This window comes from Candidatus Allofontibacter sp. (assembly GCF_040404065.1).
Classification (GTDB): domain Bacteria; phylum Pseudomonadota; class Alphaproteobacteria; order Pelagibacterales; family Pelagibacteraceae; genus Fontibacterium.
Genome location: NZ_JBBAJM010000001.1, coordinates 670,940 through 690,985 on the forward strand (window position 1 = coordinate 670,940; position 20,046 = coordinate 690,985).

18 protein-coding genes are annotated in these 20,046 nt (G+C 27.9%); 15 read left to right on the forward strand and 3 right to left on the reverse strand.

Annotated elements, in window-relative coordinates; genetic code table 11:
• The 15 genes from AC8IG9_RS03540 to lpxB all read left to right on the forward strand — a co-directional run bounded on the left by AC8IG9_RS03540 (position 1) and on the right by lpxB (position 16,585).
• Positions 1-1,224: a lipoprotein-releasing ABC transporter permease subunit gene (locus AC8IG9_RS03540; protein ID WP_507425442.1), complete on the forward strand. Its 1,224-nt coding sequence runs from the start codon at positions 1-3 to the stop codon at positions 1,222-1,224.
• Entirely contained in the window at positions 1,217-1,897 is a 681-nt protein-coding gene (locus AC8IG9_RS03545; RefSeq protein WP_507425443.1) for an ABC transporter ATP-binding protein, read from the forward strand. The genes AC8IG9_RS03540 and AC8IG9_RS03545 overlap by 8 nt, the downstream gene beginning before the upstream one ends.
• A 4-nt stretch (positions 1,898-1,901) precedes the next feature.
• Positions 1,902-5,321, forward strand: coding sequence for a DNA polymerase III subunit alpha (gene dnaE / locus AC8IG9_RS03550; RefSeq protein WP_507425444.1), 3,420 nt, complete (start codon positions 1,902-1,904; stop codon positions 5,319-5,321).
• A gap of 125 nt (positions 5,322-5,446) precedes the next feature.
• Entirely contained in the window at positions 5,447-6,256 is an 810-nt protein-coding gene (gene rpsB, locus AC8IG9_RS03555) for a 30S ribosomal protein S2 (protein ID WP_507425445.1), read from the forward strand.
• 12 nt (positions 6,257-6,268) lie between these two features.
• Positions 6,269-7,186 (forward strand): translation elongation factor Ts, encoded by a 918-nt coding sequence (gene tsf / locus AC8IG9_RS03560; RefSeq protein ID WP_507425446.1) that lies wholly within the window; start codon positions 6,269-6,271, stop codon positions 7,184-7,186.
• 1 nt (position 7,187) lies between these two features.
• Positions 7,188-7,736 (forward strand): ribosome recycling factor, encoded by a 549-nt coding sequence (frr, locus tag AC8IG9_RS03565; RefSeq protein WP_507425447.1) that lies wholly within the window; start codon positions 7,188-7,190, stop codon positions 7,734-7,736.
• Positions 7,733-8,425 (forward strand): polyprenyl diphosphate synthase, encoded by a 693-nt coding sequence (gene uppS / locus AC8IG9_RS03570; RefSeq protein WP_507425448.1) that lies wholly within the window; start codon positions 7,733-7,735, stop codon positions 8,423-8,425. The genes frr and uppS overlap by 4 nt, the downstream gene beginning before the upstream one ends.
• On the forward strand, positions 8,418-9,032 hold the full coding sequence (locus AC8IG9_RS03575; protein WP_507425449.1) for a phosphatidate cytidylyltransferase: 615 nt from the start codon (positions 8,418-8,420) through the stop codon (positions 9,030-9,032). Before uppS ends, AC8IG9_RS03575 begins: the two co-directional genes overlap by 8 nt.
• The gene (locus AC8IG9_RS03580) at positions 9,029-10,183 is read left to right on the forward strand and encodes a hypothetical protein (RefSeq protein WP_507425450.1); all 1,155 of its coding nucleotides are present in this window, start codon (positions 9,029-9,031) and stop codon (positions 10,181-10,183) included. Before AC8IG9_RS03575 ends, AC8IG9_RS03580 begins: the two co-directional genes overlap by 4 nt.
• Entirely contained in the window at positions 10,180-12,426 is a 2,247-nt protein-coding gene (gene bamA, locus AC8IG9_RS03585; RefSeq protein WP_507425451.1) for an outer membrane protein assembly factor BamA, read from the forward strand. Before AC8IG9_RS03580 ends, bamA begins: the two co-directional genes overlap by 4 nt.
• 16 nt (positions 12,427-12,442) lie before the next feature.
• Entirely contained in the window at positions 12,443-13,429 is a 987-nt protein-coding gene (gene lpxD / locus AC8IG9_RS03590; RefSeq protein ID WP_507425452.1) for a UDP-3-O-(3-hydroxymyristoyl)glucosamine N-acyltransferase, read from the forward strand.
• Between the two features lie 3 nt (positions 13,430-13,432).
• Entirely contained in the window at positions 13,433-13,891 is a 459-nt protein-coding gene (gene fabZ, locus AC8IG9_RS03595) for a 3-hydroxyacyl-ACP dehydratase FabZ (RefSeq protein WP_507425453.1), read from the forward strand.
• Complete coding sequence (gene lpxA, locus AC8IG9_RS03600; protein WP_507425454.1) at positions 13,891-14,667, forward strand: acyl-ACP--UDP-N-acetylglucosamine O-acyltransferase; 777 nt, start codon at positions 13,891-13,893, stop codon at positions 14,665-14,667. Before fabZ ends, lpxA begins: the two co-directional genes overlap by 1 nt.
• Positions 14,668-15,474, forward strand: coding sequence for an LpxI family protein (locus AC8IG9_RS03605; RefSeq protein WP_507425455.1), 807 nt, complete (start codon positions 14,668-14,670; stop codon positions 15,472-15,474).
• Position 15,475: 1 nt separating this feature from the next.
• Positions 15,476-16,585, forward strand: coding sequence for a lipid-A-disaccharide synthase (lpxB, locus tag AC8IG9_RS03610; RefSeq protein WP_507425456.1), 1,110 nt, complete (start codon positions 15,476-15,478; stop codon positions 16,583-16,585).
• Between the two features lie 4 nt (positions 16,586-16,589).
• Here lpxB and gltA read toward each other — a convergent pair whose 3' ends face one another.
• The 3 genes from gltA to lexA are packed head-to-tail and all read right to left on the reverse strand — an operon-like array spanning position 16,590 to position 20,032.
• A complete protein-coding gene (gltA, locus tag AC8IG9_RS03615; protein WP_507425457.1) occupies positions 16,590-17,876 on the reverse strand; it encodes a citrate synthase in 1,287 nt (428 codons plus the stop codon).
• Positions 17,877-17,889: 13 nt separating this feature from the next.
• A complete protein-coding gene (gene gltX / locus AC8IG9_RS03620) occupies positions 17,890-19,308 on the reverse strand; it encodes a glutamate--tRNA ligase (RefSeq protein ID WP_507425458.1) in 1,419 nt (472 codons plus the stop codon).
• 46 nt (positions 19,309-19,354) lie between these two features.
• Complete coding sequence (gene lexA / locus AC8IG9_RS03625; RefSeq protein WP_507425459.1) at positions 19,355-20,032, reverse strand: transcriptional repressor LexA; 678 nt, start codon at positions 20,030-20,032, stop codon at positions 19,355-19,357.
• Positions 20,033-20,046 lie beyond the last annotated feature (14 nt).

A 20,046-nucleotide genomic window follows, 5' to 3' on the forward strand; every position in this document is an offset into this window, starting at 1 on the left:
TTGATTTCCCCCGCAGAGTTTTTAATAATAAAAAATTATATTCGTTCTAAAAAAAAAGATAGTTTCTTAAAAATTATCTCAATTTTTTCTTTTCTTGGAATATCCATAGGAGTTGCAACTTTAATTATTGTAATGTCAGTCATGAATGGTTTTCGCGCTGAATTATTTGATAAACTATTAAAATTTAATCCCCATATTAGCGTTCATTCCGTAGGCAATGATGATTTAAATATTGCCAAATTAAGCCAGTATTTTTCCGATAAAAAAATTGAAATTAAAAGTATTAGAAAAGTTATTAAAACCCAGGGGTTGTTAGTATCTGAGAGAACTAATTCTGGAATTGGAATTATTGGTATTAATAAAGATGATTTAATTAAAGATGAATTTGTTAAAGAGTTGTCTGGGTTTGAAAAAGGTTCAGTTATTATTGGCGCCTCTCTTGCTGATAAGCTTGGGTTAGTAAAAAATAATAAGATCAATGTTTTATCCGCAAACAATGTCTCAACTCCTTTTGGCAAATTACCTCAGCAATTTACCTTTAAAGTTGCCTCTACCTTTTCAAGCGGAGTATCAGAGTTAGATTATAACTATGTATTTATTCCTTACAGTGACGCTATGGAATTTATAAAAAATAATAAAAATTTAATCTCTGTAGATATTAAAATTAAAGACGTAAATAATGTTGATAATTATAAAAAGGACTTAGAGAAGACTTTTCAAAACTATTACTTCACGACTTGGATAGATAACAATCAAACATTCTTCGATGCATTACTAGTTGAGCGTAACGTGATGTTTATTATTTTAACTCTTATTATTATTGTTGCTGCATTCAATATTGTAACTGGAATGACAATCTTAGTTAAAAACAAAACTAAAGAAATTGCAATTTTTAATACATTAGGTATGTCAAAGTTTTCAATTGCAAAGATCTTTTTTATTATGGGATCTTTTATTGGAATTACTGGAACTGTTTTCGGTGTAGCACTTGGAGTTTTGTTTGCTCATAATATTGAAGCTATTAGGCAATTTGTTAGTTTTGTTTTTCAAGTTAGAGTATTTCCTCCTGAAATTTACTTTCTAAGCAAGATGCCATCTTTAATAGACTATAAATCAGTCCTGATTATTTGTTTTTTTTCAGTTCTCATTACTTTTCTTGCAAGTTTATACCCTGCAATCTCAGCTTCAAAACTTAATCCAATTAAAGGATTAAAATATGAGTAAGATTTTTTTAGAGTTAAAAAATATAAGCAAGAAATACGTAGATGCTAGTAAGAATATCTTAGTTTTAAAAGATGTTAATTTATCTTTATCTAAAAATAATATTGTCTCTTTAGTAGGACCATCCGGATCTGGAAAATCTACATTATTACATATTTTAGGATTACTAGAGACGGTGAACGAGGGTCAGTATCTTTTTAATAGTAAAGAATTAATTCAAATTAAAGATTATGAAAAAACAATTTATCGAAGAAAAAATATTTCAATTGTTTATCAATTTAATAATCTTATCTCTGATCTTAGAGCGATAGATAATGTTGTTTTGCCATTATTAATTAATAATATTAATAAAGATGAAGCTTTTGGCAGAGCAGATAGATTACTTTCAAAACTAGGACTAAAATCTAGATTAAATCATTATCCTCACGAATTATCAGGAGGGGAACAGCAAAGAGTTGCAATTGCTAGAGCATTAATTAACGAACCCGAACTTATTCTTGCCGATGAGCCTACGGGAAATTTAGATAATAAAACTGCAAACGAAGTATTTGAAATACTTTTAAGTTTAAAATCTAAAGAAAGATTAATTATTTTTGCAACCCATAATAGAGAATTGTCAAACAAGGCGGATATTCAGTTAGCTATTCAAGATTCTAATGTTAGAATTTTGAAATAGGAAAATGAGTCTTAAAAATATTACTTTTAACCACTTTAAAATTCACACTCAGTACTCAATCTGCGAGGGAGCTGTGAAGATCGAAGAGCTTGCAAAATATGCAAAGCTTACAAAATTTTTATCTCTTGGAATGTCTGACTCTTATAATTTAAGTGGGGCTTTAGAATTTTCTGAAGACTTAGCAAAAGTCGGCGTTCATCCAATTATTGGAACTCAACTTAATATAAAAACCGATAATATTATTGGCAAAGTATCGCTTATTGCAAAAAATGAGCAGGGTTATAAAAATTTATTAAAACTTTCTTCAAAGTCTTATCTTGATATTAATGCAACGGAGGCCCCGCATTGTTCTATTAAAGATTTGTTAGATTATAGCAGCGGTCTGTTCATTTTATTAGGTGGCAGCCATACTTTAACTTCCCAGCTTATTCTTAATAATCAGGATAAAATATTTTTAAAAAATGTTAATAAAATTAAATCTGTTTTTAAAGATAATCTATTCTTTGAGATTCAAAGACATAATGAAGTTAACGAAGATAGAATAGAAAACTTTCTAGTTAGCAATGCAAGATCTTTAAAAATACCAATTATAGCTTCACAAGAAGTTTTTTATATTCATCAAAATATGTATGAGGCTCACGATGCTTATATTTGTATTGGACAAAAAGCTTATGTCGAAGATAAGAATAGAATTAGTTACTCTGATCAGCATTATTTAAAAAACAATGAAGAAATGTTGAAATTGTTTGCTGATTTGCCTGATGCTTTAGAGAATAATAATAACCTAAGGTATCAGTGTCTTTACAGACCATTACCAAGCAAACCTTTGCTTCCAAACTTTATTTCTGGCGCTGAAAACAATATAGAAAAAGTTTTACAGGATCTTGCTTTAAAAGGGTTGGAGAGAAGATTAAACGAGGTTGTTTTAAAAAATATCAAGGATCCTAAGCAAATTGAAGATACTAAGAAAATTTATTTAGAAAGATTAAATTATGAAGTAAAAATGATTAACCAGATGAAATTTTCTGGTTATTTCTTAATTGTTTCTGATTATATTTTGTGGGCTAAAAATAACAATATACCTGTAGGCCCGGGCAGGGGTTCTGGTGCCGGATCTTTAGTTGCCTGGGCATTATCTATTACTGAATTAGATCCAATTAAATTCGGATTAATCTTTGAACGGTTTTTAAATCCAGACCGAATTTCAATTCCAGATTTTGATATCGATTTTTGTCAGGAAGAACGTGACAAAGTTATTAATTATGTAAAAAATAAATATAAAGGCGGAGTTGCGCAGATTATTACATTTGGAAAATTACAAGCCAGAATGGCAATACGTGATATTGGTCGTGTTATAGGCCTTCCTTATAGTGTTGTAGATTCTCTTTCTAAAATGATCCCTTTTGATCCTTCAAGACCTTTGTCATTGCAAGAGTCTGTTGCACTTGAGCCAAGAATTCAAGAAGCGCAAAAAAACGATCTAAAGATTGATAAATTAATTAAGTTAGCAATTAAACTCGAGGGGCTTTATAGAAATATTGCAACTCATGCTGCGGGAATAGTTATTGCTGATAGACAAATTGAAGAAGTGGTCCCTCTGTATAAAGATTTTGATTCAGAAAACGATATCCCGATAACACAATTCGACATGAAGTGGGCAGAGAATGCAGGTCTAGTTAAGTTTGACTTCTTAGGTCTTAAAACTCTTACGGTTATTAAAAAGACAATTAATTCACTTAAAGAAAATAATATTAACGTTGATTTAAAAGATCTCCCTCTTGATGATTCAAAAACCTTTGAACTTTTATGTTCTGGCGAAACTATGGGTGTGTTCCAGTTAGAAAGTTCTGGAATGAGAGAGGTTTTAAAACAAATGAAGCCTAATAAATTTGAGGATATTATAGCACTTGTTGCTCTTTTTAGACCAGGACCAATGCAGAATATTTCAAAATACAACAATTGTAAGCACGGAATAGAAAAACCCGATTACCTTCATCCTAAAATTGAACATATCTTAAAAGAGACTTACGGAGTTATTATTTATCAAGAACAAGTGATGCAGATTGCGCAATCTCTCTCAGGATTTTCTGCGGGTAAAGCCGATATCTTAAGAAAAGCCATGGGTAAAAAGAAATCTGCCGAAATGGAAAGACAGAAAAAAGATTTCATAGAAGGGGCTGTTAAAAACGGAATTACAAAAGATCAGGCGGTTTACATATTTCAGTTAGTAGAAAAATTTGCTCAATATGGTTTTAACAAAAGTCACGCCGCAGCTTATGCATTAATTGCTTATCAAACCGCATATTTAAAAACTCATTACCCACTTTATTTTGTGTCTGCTTCTATGAATTTGGATTTAGCAAATACAGACAAATTGAATGAATTTTATGAAGAGCTAAAAAGATTAAAAATTGATGTTGTTTTGCCATCAATTAATGAATCGTATGCAGATTTTGTTGTTAAGCAAAATAAAGTTTATTATGCGTTGTCAGCTATCAAAGCCGTTGGTTATGAATCGGTTAATCAAATTATTTTAGATAGAAATAAAAACGGTCATTTTAAATCGTTAGAAGATTTTATTTTAAGAATTGATTCAAAATTGATCAATAAATTACAAATGGAAGGCTTGATAAAGTCAGGAGCTTTTGATTGTTTGGAAAAAAACCGTAAATTCTTATTTGATGCCGTCCCTGAAATTATTAAAATTTCCAAAAATTATAAAGAATCTAATCTTTTGCAAGATAACTTATTCGGAAATGATAAGAACAGTCGTCTTCCGTCCTTAGAAAATCTTGTAAATAAAAATGAAACTTGGAATGCAAATGAAAAAATGAAAAATGAATTTGAATCTATTGGTTTTTTTATAAGTGAACATCCTCTTTTAAATTATGAAAAAGTATTAAAGGCTTACAATGTGATGAGATTTGCAGATATTTCTGAATATGACTTAAATAAAGAATTTGTTCTATCAGGTACTCTGATGGCAATTCAGGAGAAGAAAACTGCTAAAGGACAACCTTTTGCAATTATTAAGTTAAGCGATCTAAGTCGAATGTATGAACTATTTATTTTCTCTGAAACATTATTAGCTAATAGAGATAAATTAATTCCCGGAAATTCTTTTTTAGCAAATATTATTAAAGAAAAAATGACTAATGGTACAACAAGATTAACAGTTCGAAAGTTAACAGAAATTAATTCAATTAAAGAAGCCAAAATTAATAAAGCTGAAATTACTATTAAAGACCTAGGTAGTATTAATGAATTAAAAAAAATCTTAAAAGACAGTGGTGATACTAAAGTTTCAATTAGAATGAGCTCTAAAGATAAGAATTACGTTTTTAATCTTAAAAATAACAAACTTATCGACGCTTCTATAGTTAGTGTTTTAAATAGCTCTGGTTTTGAGTGTAAAATCCACTAGTATTAACTTGTGTTTTTCCTAAATTTTAATATAAAACCTTAAAAAATTCGCACACAGTTGTGGGTAGCAATACCCCCCGGTCCAATAAAGGCAGAAACTGTGGTGGAAATAACCGGAGAAAAAAAATGAATATACCTTCTGCGTCTGTAAAAGAGCTTTTAGAAGCTGGCGTGCATTTAGGTCACAAGACTTTTAGATGGAATCCAAAAATGAAGAAATTTATTTTTGGAGAAAAAAACTCAATTCACATTATTGATTTACTTCAAACTGTAAAATTATTGAATAATGCAATGTTAGAAATGCACAAATGTGTAGCTTCTGGTGGTAAAATTTTGTTTGTTTCGACAAAAAAACAAGCAAGTGAACTAATTGCTGAAGTTGCTAAAGAAACAGGACAATTTTTTGTTAATCATAGATGGCCAGGTGGAATGTTAACTAACTGGAAGACTATCAGTAACTCTATTCGAAGATTAAAAAAACTTACAGAAGAACTTAATAAAGAGAATAAAGGATTTACAAAAAAAGAACTTATTAAGATGAGTCTTGAGCGAGATAAATTAAATAGATCACTAGGTGGAATTGCTGACATGAAGGGTGTTCCTAATATGGTATTTGTTATCGACACAAACATTGAATCTTTAGCTATTGCTGAGGCAAAAAAACTGAAAATCCCAATTATTGCTGTTGTTGATAGTAACTCAAATCCTGATGATATTGATTTTCCAATTCCTGGAAATGACGATGCTAGAAGATCTATAAATCTTTATTGCGATTTAGCTAAAAAAACTATTTTAGATGCTAGGCAAAATATTAAAATAGTAGAGCCTGTTGAGGAAGAAAAACCCAAAAAGACTACTAAAGAAATAAAAGTTAAGGAATTTAAAATCAAACCAAAAAAAGATTCTGAAAAAACAGAAGAAACTTTGAAAAATTAAAAAGTTTATTCAATGTCAGACAATCTAGCAAAAGTTAAAGAACTTAGAGAATTAACAGGAGCAGGAATCCAAGACTGCAAAACTGCTCTATCAGAAAATAACTTTGATATTGAAAAATCAATTGAATATCTTCGAAAAAAAGGAATAACTAAAGCTGCTAAAAAATCTTCAAGAGACGCAGCTGAAGGTCTAGCTGTTATTGCATCTAACGATACTAAAGCTTGTATATTAGAAATTAATTCAGAAACAGACTTTGTTGCAAAAAATAATGAATTTATCAATTTTTGCTCAGAAGTATCAAAAGTTGCTCTTGCTAATAACTTAAATTTAGAAACATTAGTTAATTCTAAAATAAATAATTCTTTAATCAAAGATGAGTTAGTTAATTTGATAGCCAAAATTGGCGAAAATATTAAAATTAGAAGAATTTCTTATTTAGAAAATTTAAAAGGCGTTCTTGGAAAATATATTCATAATCAACAAAATGAAAATATGGGCAAGATCGGAGTTTTGATTTCAATTGATTGTGACAGTAAAAATAAAGAAATATTAGATTTTGCAAGAAAAGTTTGCATGCATATAGCCGCAATGTCACCAATGTCTTTATCTGAAAAAGATTTAAGTGTTGATTTTATAAATAAAGAAAAAGAAATCCTGAAAGAAGAACTTAAAAATCAAGGTAAAAAAGAGGATATGATCGACAAAATTTTAATTGGTAAATTAAAGAAAGTTATATCCGACAACACTTTAATGGGTCAAAAATGGATACATAATCAAGATATAACCGTTGAGCAGGCAATCGTTGAATTTGCAAAAGAAGTTAATCAAAACTTATCTATTAAATCTTTTATAAAATATAAAGTAGGCGAGGGTATTGAAATTAAAAAAAGTGATTTTAATGAAGAAGTAAAGTCATTAGCAGGAGCCTAAGATGATTATTAAGAAGATAGAAGAGAGAATGAATTTATCTATAGTTTCTTATGCAAAAGAATTGTCAACCATTAGAACGGGTAGAGCTAATCCTAAAATGTTAGACAGTATAAAAGTCGATTCTTACGGTCAAAAAATGCCAATAAGCCAAGTTGCAACAATTTCTGTTCCAGAACCCCAAATGATTAATGTTCAGGTATGGGACAAAGGAAATGTAACAGCTGTAGATAATGCAATTAGAACCTCAGATTTGAATTTAAACCCATTAGTTGATGGACAGTTATTAAGAATTGCTATTCCAAAACTTACAGAGGAAAGAAGAAAAGAATTAATTAAAATTTTAAAAACAATTGCCGAAAAAGCGAAAGTTTCTATCAGAAATATCAGAAGAGACTCATTAGAAGAATTGAAAAAAGATCAAAAAGTCAATTCTTTAAGTGAAGACGATTTAAAAAAGAACTCTGCTGAAGTTCAAAAATTAACAGATTTAAAGATTGCTGAAATCGAAAAGAAATTAAACGAAAAAGAAGTTGAAATTTTAAAAGTATGAGTCACGTCTCCCATATTGCCATCATTATGGATGGTAACGGTCGTTGGGGATTAAAAAAATACAATGATAGAAACAAAGGACATTATCATGGCGCAGAAAATGTCAATGAAGTTATTAAAAATTCTATAAAGTTAAAAATTAAATATTTAACACTATACACGTTTTCTACTGAGAACTGGAATAGACCTAAAAAAGAAATTGACTACCTTTTTTTTTTATTTCAATTTTTCTATAAAAAAAAATTTAATAAATTAATTAAAGAAAATATTAAAATTAAATTTATTGGTGATTTAAATTCAATTCCAAAAAAATTAAAAAAAATTATTAAAACCGTTGAAAATAAGACTAAAAATAATAATAAAATTACTGTCTGTTTTGCTTTTAATTATGGATCAAGATCTGAATTAGTGAATTCCGTAAAAAAATCTATCAAGAGTTTGAAAAATATAAATCACTTAACAGAAGAAATTATTTCTAAAAATTTATATACGGCAAATATTCCTGATCCAGATATTTTAATTAGAACAGGGGGTTACCACAGATTAAGTAATTTTTTATTATGGCAATTGTCTTATTCTGAAATATTTTTCATGAAGAAGAATTGGCCTGATTTTAATTATCTGGATCTTAAAAAAATTGTAAATAAATTTAGTAAAATAAAAAGAAATTTTGGTAGTATCGATGAGTAATTTCCATAAAAGATTTTTAGTATCTTTGTTGGCTTTTCCACTTATTTATCTGCTATTATTTATTCCTATAGCTTTTAATGTCTTAATATTTATAGTTTTTTTCGCATGTATTTATGAATGGAATAAAGTTTTTAAAAAAAAAGATATAATTTATTTCGCTGGCTTAGTAATTTTTATAATATTTCTTATACTTTCGATTAAGATTTATAATCTTAAAAGTTATAATTTAAATTTTCTATGGTTAATTCTTATTGCTTGGCTCACTGACATTGGAGGATATATTTTTGGAAAAATTATTGGTGGACCTAAATTAACTAAGATTAGCCCAAACAAAACATGGTCAGGAGCATTAGGATCTTTTGTATTAAGTCAATTTTCTTTTTTAATATTCTTCTTAGAGACTAATTATAAATTTGGAATTTATATTTTTGTTATTCAGTTATTCTTATCTTTTGTTGGTCAAGCAGGGGATCTGTTGATGTCTTTTATTAAAAGAAGAAATGGCATTAAAGATAGCTCCAAATTAATACCCGGTCATGGAGGATTTTTAGATCGTGTGGATGGATTAATCTGGATTATAATTTTTGGTAGTATTTTATTTATATGAAAAAAAAAATTTGCATTTTAGGATCGACAGGCACTATTGGGCAATTAACTTTAAAAATAGTAGAAGAAAATAAAAAAGATTTTAGTGTTTTGTTAATTAGCGCTAATAAAAACTACAAACTTTTATTATCTCAAGCTAAAAAATTTAATCCTAAATACATCTTTTCATCCAATGATTATTTGATAGAGAAAATAAATAATTTTTGTAAGAAAAAAAGAATAACGATTATTAAAGATATCAAGTTAATTAATAAAAAAGATAGATTTGATATTTCTGTTTGCGCAATATCAGGAATTGCTGGATTAGTTCCTACAATTGATATTGTTAAACATTCCAAAGAAATTGCTATAGCAAATAAAGAAAGCATTATTTGTGGTTGGCAATTTATTAAAAAAGAACTCCAAAAATATAACTGCAAATTTATTCCTTTAGATTCAGAACATTTTTCAATTTATAATTTAATTCAAAATAAAGACAAAAAAACAATCGCAGATATTTGTCTAACTGCATCCGGCGGTCCTTTTTTTGGAAAGAAAATAAATTTTAAAAATATTACTCCTTCTCAAGCAATCAAACATCCCAAATGGAAGATGGGAAAAAAAATATCTGTTGATTCAGCAAACTTAATGAATAAAGTTTTAGAAGTTTTTGAAGCGTCATTGTTATTTAATTTTCCCTTATCAAAATTTTCAATAATGATTCATCCTCAGTCATTAATTCATTCTGTTGTTAAGTATAATAATGGATTATCAACTATGATGTATCATCATAATGATATGAAAATACCAATTATGAATTGTCTATACAAAAATTTAAATTTTAAAGATAATATAATTAATAAATTTTCGTTTAATAAAAATCATAATCTTGAATTATTTTTCTATAAAGTTGATCCAAAAAAAAATCATGCAATTAAAGTTTTAAATTTGGCTAAAAAATTAAATGTAAATGGTTATATAATGATCAATGCTTTAAATGAGCTTTTAGTAGAAAAATTTTTAGAAAAAAAGATATCCTTTTCAGATATTATCTATAAATTACTTCATGTTTTACAATCTAAAATTGTTAAAAACTACTTAAGGTATAACAAAATTAAACATATAAATGATGTCTTTAAAAATTACGAATTTTGTAGGAGCGTATTAAATTGATAAGAATTTTAACTATTTTTTTTCTTTTATTTTTTTTTACTAATAATTCTTTTTCTGAGATTAAAAAAGTTGTTATTGTTGGAAACGCTAGAGTTAATTCCAATACTATAGAATCATTAGTTGATAAGAAAGTTTCTAATATTGATTCAATATATATTAATAATCTTACCAAAAAAATATATGACACAGATTTTTTCTCTGATGTTAAAATTTCCTACAACCAAGATATTCTAACTATTACAGTTTCTGAAAATGCTGTTGTTAATTTTTTTTATATTAACGGCATAAAAGATGATGACTTAGATAAAGTAAATAAAATGATTTCTTTAAAAGAAAATTCAATTTTTTCTAGTTCTAAACTAAAAAAAGACATAGAGACAATTAAAGATTATTTTAAATCAGGCGGCTATTACAGAATTTCTGTCGACCCCGAAGTTATTAAAATTGCAAACAACCAAGTTAATCTAATATTAAATATTGAAAAAAAAGATGTCTCTAAAATAAAAAATATTTATTTTATTGGTAATAAATATTTTAAAAGTTCTGAACTTATAGATGTTATATCTTCAGCCGAAGATGGTTGGTGGAAGTTTTTTTCTGCGACAGGATTAAATGAACAACAGGTTGAATATGATAAACAATTATTAAGAGATTTCTATAAATCAAAAGGTTTTTACGATGTTCAAATTGAGACTGCTTTTGCTAGCGTAGATAATAGTAAAAATTTTAATTTAACTTACTCAATTAATTCAGGAAAGAAATATAAATTTGGACAAGCTGAAATTAAAGTTAATGCTCCGATGTACAAAGAAAATGATATTTTAGAAATAAAGAATATTTCTAATAAGCTAACAAGCAATGAGAATTATTCAATTTTAATACTTGAGCAACTTAATAAAAAAATTAATGATTATCTTCAGTCCAACAGATACAATAATTATGAAGTCAATATTCAAGAAAGTAAAAAAGCAAATGAAATAGTTGATATTTTAGTAAATTTAAATCAAGAACAAAAAGTATTAATTAATAAAATTAATATTTCTGGAAATACAATTACCCATGAAAAAGTAATTAGAGATAATTTATACTTAAGTGAAGGTGATAATTTAAATACTTCGAAAATAAAAAAATCTATAGATAATATCAAATCTAAGCAATATTTCAGTAAAGTAGATTATAAATTAGAAGATTCTACTGAAAAAAAAAACACGAAAGATTTTAATCTTTTCGTTAAAGAGCAGGCCACTGGAAATATATCTGCTGGAGTTGGCTACGGAACTAATGGAGGATCGTTCCAAGCCGCTATCGATGAAAGAAATTTTTTAGGCCAAGGAATTAATCTGAATTTTACCGGTACTATTGCAACAACAGGTGTTCTTGGAGAATTTACTTACGTAAATCCAAATTTCAGAGATTCTGATAGAGAGTTGTCAGCTAGTTTGATCGCTAAAACTGATACTTTTAAAAATTCAGGATTTGATAACAAGACCTATGGAACTAAAGTTGGAACTAAGTATGAAATTTACGAAGATCTTTATTTTAGGCCAAACGCCAATATTCAATCAGACAAATCAACTGTTAACAATAGTGCCACAGTATCTGCCTTGCTTGCTAGTAGAGCTGGAAGCTATTTAACAACAGGAGTTGGTTACAATTTTTCAATAGACCGCAGAGATTCCAAATACAATCCTACAAATGGTTGGTCATCTTATTTTGACCAAAATATTGCAACTTTAATTAGTGATGTGCCAACAATTACAACTTCAATTGGCTCCACTATTTATAAAGAATTATTTAGTAGCCAATATATTGGTTCAGCAAGAATTAGAATAGCAAACAGTTCTTCATTAGATAACGCTAAAGATATTAAACTATCTGACAGACTTTTTGCTTCTGTAAATGATTTAAGAGGATTTGAATTAAGAGGTGTTGGACCAATAGATGGTTCAGATCACGTTGGTGGCAATAATTTAGCTACAGTGAGTTTAAAATCAACATTTCCTAATCCAATCCCAGAATCTTTAAGAGCAAATACATATTTATTTCTAGATGCAGGAAATGTTTGGGGGGTCGATTATTCAGATGCTATTTCTGGCAGTTCTAAAATTAGATCTTCAACAGGACTAGCACTTGATATTATGAGTCCACTAGGTCCACTAAGTTTTACTTATGCTATACCGCTTTCAAAAGCGTCGACTGATATATCACAAAGATTTTTATTTAATATCGGATCAAGTTTTTAGTAATTATAATTAAAAAATGAATAAAAATTTATTTTTTTCGAAAGCAAAAAAATTTTTATTGTTAAAAGAAATTTTTTTATTATGTAAATCAGAAAAAACTGAATCTGCTAATAAAAAGATTTTCGGAATAAATAGTTTAAAAAATGCAAAAGTTAACGAAGTTACTTTTTTTGATAATTTAAATTACTTAAAAGATGCCCAATTTACTAAAGCATCAGCATGTATAGTCAATGAAAAATGTCAAAAGCATCTCAATAAAAATACAATTCCAATTATTTCAAAAAATCCTTTAGTCGATTTTTATAAAATTGTTTCTTTATTGTATCCAGATGCGAATAATGACAATGAGCAAGTTAACTTTATAGACTTTAAAAAAATAAAAAAATTCTTTAATAAAAGTATTTTTATAGGCAATAATTGTTTAATAGATAAAACCGTTAAGATTGGAAATAATACTAAAGTTGGAAATAATGTTTTAATTAAAAAAGGAGTTAGTATTGGAAAAAACTGCCTAATAGGATCAAATGTTGTTATAGAGAATTCTTTAGTTGGAGATAATGTAATAATCAAATCCGGAACATTAATTGGGCAAACTGGTTTTGGTTTTAAATTTGAAAATAAAAAAAGAGTTAAATTTCCTCATATAGGCAGAGTAATCATTGAAAACGACGTTCAAATTGGAACTCTCTGTACTTTAGATAGGGGCTCATTAGGAGATACCGTTATTGGAGAATTTAGCTCATTAGATAATCAAGTTCACATTGCTCATAATGTCAAAATTGGAAACTATTGCATGATAGCAGGACAAGTAGGAATTGCCGGAAGTGCAACTATTGGAAATTATGTTCAAATTGGAGGTCAAGCAGGAGTTTCTGGTCATTTAAACATAGGTAATAATGTAAAAATTGGCGGGAAAAGTGGAGTGATATCTGATATTGAAGATAACAGCACTGTTATGGGTTATCCAGCTAAAAATATTAAAGAATTTGTAAAGACAAGATAGGTTATGGTTTTAAAAAAAGAAATAACTAAAGAAGAAATAAAGAGTTTAATCCCTCATCGAGAGCCATTTTTATTAATTGATAAATTAACCGATATAGTTCCAATGATCTCGGCAACTGGAATTATGAATATAAAAAAAACAGATTTTTTTTTTAATGGTCATTTTCCAGGGCAGCCTGTTATGCCAGGGGTATTAATAGTTGAAGCATTTGGACAAAGCGCAGCTGCTTTAACTGCCTATAGTTTAGATCCATCAATTATTAAAAATAAATTAGTTTTTTTAATGACTGTCAATGAAGCTAGATTCAGAAGTCCAGTAATTCCTGATTGCAAATTAGAATTAAAAGTTGAGGCAATAAGATCAAAAGGTAAAGTATGGAAGTACAAAGGTGTTGCAATGGTAGGAGATAAGATTATGGCAGATTCAGAATGGATGGCAACCATAGTTGATAGAAAAGATTAATGATTAGCGACAAAGCAATAATTGAAAAAAATGCATTTATAGACCCTTCAGCTACCGTTGGGCCATTTAGTATTATCGGAAAAGAAGTTAAAATCGGAAAGAATGTAAGAGTATCATCACATGTAGTAATTACAGGTGATACTTCAATTTCAGAAGGGTGTGAAATATTTCCATTTTCTTCAATAGGTACCTATCCTCAGGATTTAAAATTTAAAGGTGAAAAAACAAAGTTAATTATTGGAAAAAATAATAAAATTAGAGAATATGTAACTATTAATCCAGGCACCGAACATGGTGGTGGCCTTACAAAAATAGGTGACAACTGTTTATTTATGATTTCATCTCATATCGCTCATGATTGTAAGATTGGAAATAATGTAATTCTTGCTAATAATGTAGCTATAGCCGGGCATGTGGAAATTGAAGATAATGTTATAATTGGTGGTAATTCTGCAGTCCAACAATTTACAAGAATTGGAAGAATGGCAATGATTGGCGGAATGACAGGTGTTGAGAAAGATATTATTCCTTATGGACTTGCAATAGGAAATAGATCTCATTTAGAAGGAATTAATCTTATAGGATTAAAAAGAGCAGGGTATTCTTCAGAAGAAATTAATGCTTTAAATCAATCAGTTAAATTTATTTTTTCAAATAATCTTTTGAAAGATGGAATTGAAGAAGCTAAAAAATTTTCTAAATTTAAAACCGTTAAAGATATTATTAGTTTTTTAGAAAAAAGTGAAAAAAGACCAATTTGTAGACCATTAAGATAAATGCTCGGATTAATAGTTGGAGAATCTAGTTTACCAAAATTTTTAATAGCTAAATTAATAAAAAATAATGAAGAATTTATTATATTAGATTTAACAAAAGATAATATTTATAAAAAATATAACTATTCATTTAGTTTAAAAATAACTCAATTAGGAAAAGCTATTTCAATTCTAAAAAAAAAAAGTTGTAAAAAAGTTATTTTAATTGGAAAAGTAACAAGACCTGAAATTTCATTGTTAAAATTTGACAGAAAAACAATATTTTATTTACCAAGACTCTATAGTGCTTTTAAAGAGGGAGACGGGAGCATTTTAAAAGAAATTATTAAAATCTTTAAGGAAAATAAAATCAATGTCATTAACAGCATGTCTTTTACACCAGAGTTGGTTTTTAAAGATAAAAATATTAATAATATAAAAGTTACTGATAATGATAAAAAAAGTATTTATAAAGGGATCAATATAATTAAATCTTTAAGTAAATTTGATATTGGCCAGTCAGTTATAGTTAATAATGGTTATGTTTTAGCAATAGAAGGACCAGAAGGAACCAATGAAACAATTAAAAGATCTTTTTTGCTTGCAAAAAAATATAATTTAAAAAATAAGTCCATCTTAATTAAATTTCCAAAAACAAACCAAGATCTAAGAGTTGATTTACCAACCATAGGGTTAGAGACTATTAAAAATTGCATTAAAGCAAATATTAAAGGCATAGCAATTAAGAAGTCTCAAAATATTATAATGGATAAAAATCAAATTATACATTTAACAAAAAAAAATAATTTCTTTATTACTGCTTTATAAATTGTCTAAAAAAATATTTATAATTACAGGAGAGTCATCAGGAGATAAAATTGCATCATTAGTTATTAAGAGAATAAAAGAAAAAAATTCTAATATCGATTTTTTGGCCGTAGGAGGAGAATATATTAAGTCAGAAAACGTTTCATGTATTTTTGATATTAAAGATATTGCCTTTATGGGATTTGTTGATGTTGTTAGAAATATATTTTCTATTCAAAAGAAAATTGATTTAACAGTTAAAAAAATTATTGAATTCAATCCTGACGTAATTTTTTCTATTGATTCACCTGATTTTTCTTTTCGTATTTTAAAAAAAATTAGAAAATTTAATAGTAAAATTAAAACTTTACACTTGGTTGCACCCCAGGTGTGGGCTTGGAGAGAAAATAGAAAAAAAGTTATACATAAATTTGTAGATCATCTGTTGTTATTATTTCCATTTGAATCTAAGTATTTTGATGGTTTTGTTAGAAATTCGTTTGTAGGACATCCTTTTTTTGATGCTTCTTTATTTGATCTCAACAAATTAGAGGAGAACAATTTGAAATATCTTACATTGTGTCCAGGTAGTAGAAACTCGGAAATAAAGACTTTTATGCCAATCTTTTTAGAACTTGTTAAAAAAATTAATATAGATAATAATTTTATTTTTCATTTTCCTTCAATCAGCAATAAAAAAAAAATAATTAATGATTTTTTAGTGGAATCTGAAATTAATAATTATGTTATTTCTTCTAATGAAGAAGAAAAAAATTTTTATATAAAAAACTCTATATTGGCTATATCAAAATCAGGAACCATCACTTTAGATATTTGTAAAAATAAATGTCCATTAATTGTTATTTATAAAACGTCCTTTATTAATTTTTTATTAATTAAACCCTTTGTTAATACTAAATTTGGTAATATTTTAAATATTATCGCTAATAAAGAAATAATTCCTGAATTAATCCAAGATAATTGTAATGTTGATAATATTTATAAAAAAGCAAATGAATTTATTAAGGACGAATCTTTAAGAAAAAAACAAGTAATGAATTATTCAGAATATTTAAAATTAATTATTGTCAAAGATAGTTTGGATAAGATTTCAAATTACGTATTGGAATAGAAAATTATCTCTTAGAAATTTCAACAAAATCCCTTTTTTCTTTTCCCGTAAATAATTGTCTAGGTCTATTAAGTTTGTTAGTAGAGTCAGAATACATTTCTTTCCAATGAGCAATCCATCCAGCAGTTCTTGCGACTGCGAATAATACAACGAACATTTCTGTTGGAAAACCAATAGCGCTTAAGGTAATTCCAGAATAAAAATCTATATTTGGATATAATTTTTTTTTAATAAAATAATCATCATTTAAAGCTATTTTTTCAAGTTCCAAGGCAACTTTAAGCAACTCATCATTTTTTTTTCCAACAGCATCCAATACTTCATAACAAGCCTTTTGCATAACTTTAGCTCTTGGGTCGTAGTTTTTATAAACTCTATGACCAAACCCCATTAATCTAAAATTGTCATTTGGATCTTTTGCTCTTTTAATGTATTCGGGTATATTTTTTACAGTTCCAATTTTTTTTAACATATTAAGGGCAGCCTCATTAGCTCCGCCATGTAGAGGTCCCCATAAAGCAGAAAAACCAGCTGCAATTGATGCAAAAGGGTTAACAGCAGAAGAAGCTGCTAGCCTAACAGTTGATGTTGAGGCATTTTGTTCATGATCAGCATGAAGAATAAATATTTTTTCTAAAGCGTCAGAAATCGTTTTGCTTATTTTGTATTTTTGAGCAGGTACAGAAAAACACATGCTTAAGAAATTTTCACAATAATTTAATTCGTTATTTGGATAGACAAAAGGCTGTCCGATTGAATATTTGTATGCCATAGCAGCTAAAGTTGGAACTTTGGCGATCATTCTTCTCGAAGAAATTTCTCTTTCGACAGGATCGTTAACATTTGAAGAGTCCGAGTAAAAAGCAGACAAAGCGCCAACAACACCAAGCATCATCGCCATTGGATGGCTACCTCTTCTAAAACCGTTGTAGAAGGATCTTATTTGTTCATGAACCATGGTATGGTTTTTTATAGCATTAGAAAATTCATTGAATTGCTCTTTATTTGGCAACTCTCCTCTGTCTAAAAGATAAACAACTTCTAAAAAAGAACTTTTTTCAGAAAGTTTTTCAATTTCATAACCCCTGTACAAAAGAGTTCCTTTATCACCGTCAATAAAACAAATTTCAGACTGACAACTTGCTGTAGAAGTAAATCCAGGATCAAAAGTAAAATGGCCGGTATTTTTATAAAGATCTCTAACATCAATTACTGAAGGACCAATTGTACCTTTTTTAATTGGTAATTCGTATTTTTTTCCATCAATTTCAAGAAAGCATTTGTTGGACATGACAAATTAGTTATCAGTTTTTAATATTGTTGTCTATTTTTACAAAGAATATCTCTAATCGTTTTAACAGTTCATCTAAACCCAATGAATTTGCTATATCATAGACAGCTGGACCGTACTCGGATCCTGTTAGTATAATTCGCAGTGGCTGTCCTAAATCTTTGAAGTTAATTTTTTCAGCCTCAATAATTTGATCAAAAATCTTTTTTAAAAATTCTTTTTCAATATTACCTCCCTTTTTTACCTGTGAATAAATTGATTTAATTATGTTTAATTTTGATTTATCAATCTTTTCTATTTCATTCTCTGTTAATTCATAAGAAAATATATATTTTGAATTATTAAATATGTCTTCTAAGCATTTTGATTTATTTTTCAAAAAGGACATGCTTTTTTCTATAGTAGCATAAAATTTCTCTGGTATTTTTTTTTTGTAAGATTCTGAATATTGAATTAATCTGTCAAATAAAACTTTATCATTTATATTTTTAATGTAGAATTCATTCATCGATTTAATTCTATCAAAATCTAATTTCGATGGCGATTTTCCGATGTTCTTTAAATTAAATAATTTTATACTTTCTTCTTCTGAAAAAATTTCTTTATTCTCATAAGACCATCCAAGTCTTAATAAATAATTTTTGAGAGCTTCTGGAAAAATTCCAATTTTTTTATAATCTTCGACTGTAGAAGCGTCGTCTCTCTTAGATAGTTTTTTTCCTTCTTTTGAATGTATTAAAGGAATATGAGCATATTCTGGAATTTTCCATCCCATTCTTTCAAAAATTTGAATTTGTTTGAAAGCATTTATTTTATGATCATCACCTCTAATTACATGAGTAATTTTCATCTGATAATCATCAACTGCTGCTGATAAATTATAAGTAGGCTTGTTATCTTTTCTTAAAATAACAAAATCTTCTATTGTATTATTTCCGATTTCCACATCGCCCTGGACTAAATCTTTAAGTGTAGTTTTGCCTTCTAATTTTGATTTAAATCTAACAACAAATATTTTATTATTATTTTCTCCTTTAAGCTCCCTACATTTTCTATTGTAAGTATAAGGAATTTTTTTTTTAAGGAATAATTCTTTTTCTTTCTCTAATTCATCTTCAGAGCAGTAGCATCTATAAGCATTTCCATTTGCTAAAAGATTTTTTGCAATTTCAATATGAGTCTCAATATTCTTAGATTGAATATAAGGCTCTTCGTCCCAATCTATTTTCAGCCATTTTAATGTTGATATAATTTGATCTAGGTATTGATCTTTTGATCTAACAGCGTCAGTGTCTTCAATTCTTAGTAAAAATTTTCCTTTTTGATTTTTTGAGAATAACCAATTAAATAATGCTGTTCTTGCACCGCCGATGTGCAAATTTCCAGTAGGAGATGGAGCAAAACGAGTAATAACAATTGAATTTGTATTCATTATCTACAAGAATACAGAACTAATATTATTTAATTAAATTAGTAAATTAAAATTTTCTATATAAGGAAGCTAAAACTCCCTGTATTTTTACTCTTTCAGGATTGTAAATCTTTGTTTCGTAAGCAGGATTAGCACTTTCCAAAGCAATTGAGTGGCCTTTTTTTCTCATTCTTTTCAAAGTTGCTTCGTGGTCATCAATTAATGCTACAACTATCTTTCCATTTTCAGCTGCATTTGTTTTTTTTATTATTACATAATCTCCAGTATTAATTCCGGCCTCTATCATTGAGTCACCCTCGACTTTTAATGCAAAATAGTCATTTGAACCTAAAAAACTCTTAGATAATGGCAAACTTTCCGTTTCAGTTTCAAGGGCCTCGATAGGAAGGCCAGCTGCTATCTTCCCTATTACTGGTATAAACCTTTCTGCATCATCAATTTTGTTAAGATCTAAGCCTCCTTTAATAACTGTAGGTGAAAAATTGTTATACAGATCTTTAACACCTGCGTTTTCTGGTAACTTAATAACCTCAAGAGCCCTGGCTTTATGAGGCAGTCTTTTAATAAAACCTCGCTCTTCGAGAGCGGATATAAGTCTATGAATTCCTGATTTTGACTTGAGATTAAGAGACATCCGCATCTCATCATATGAAGGCGAGATGCCAGTTATTTTTAATTTTTCATTTATAAAAATTAATAAATTTTTTTGTTTTTTAGTTAGCATAGAACAAAACCTAA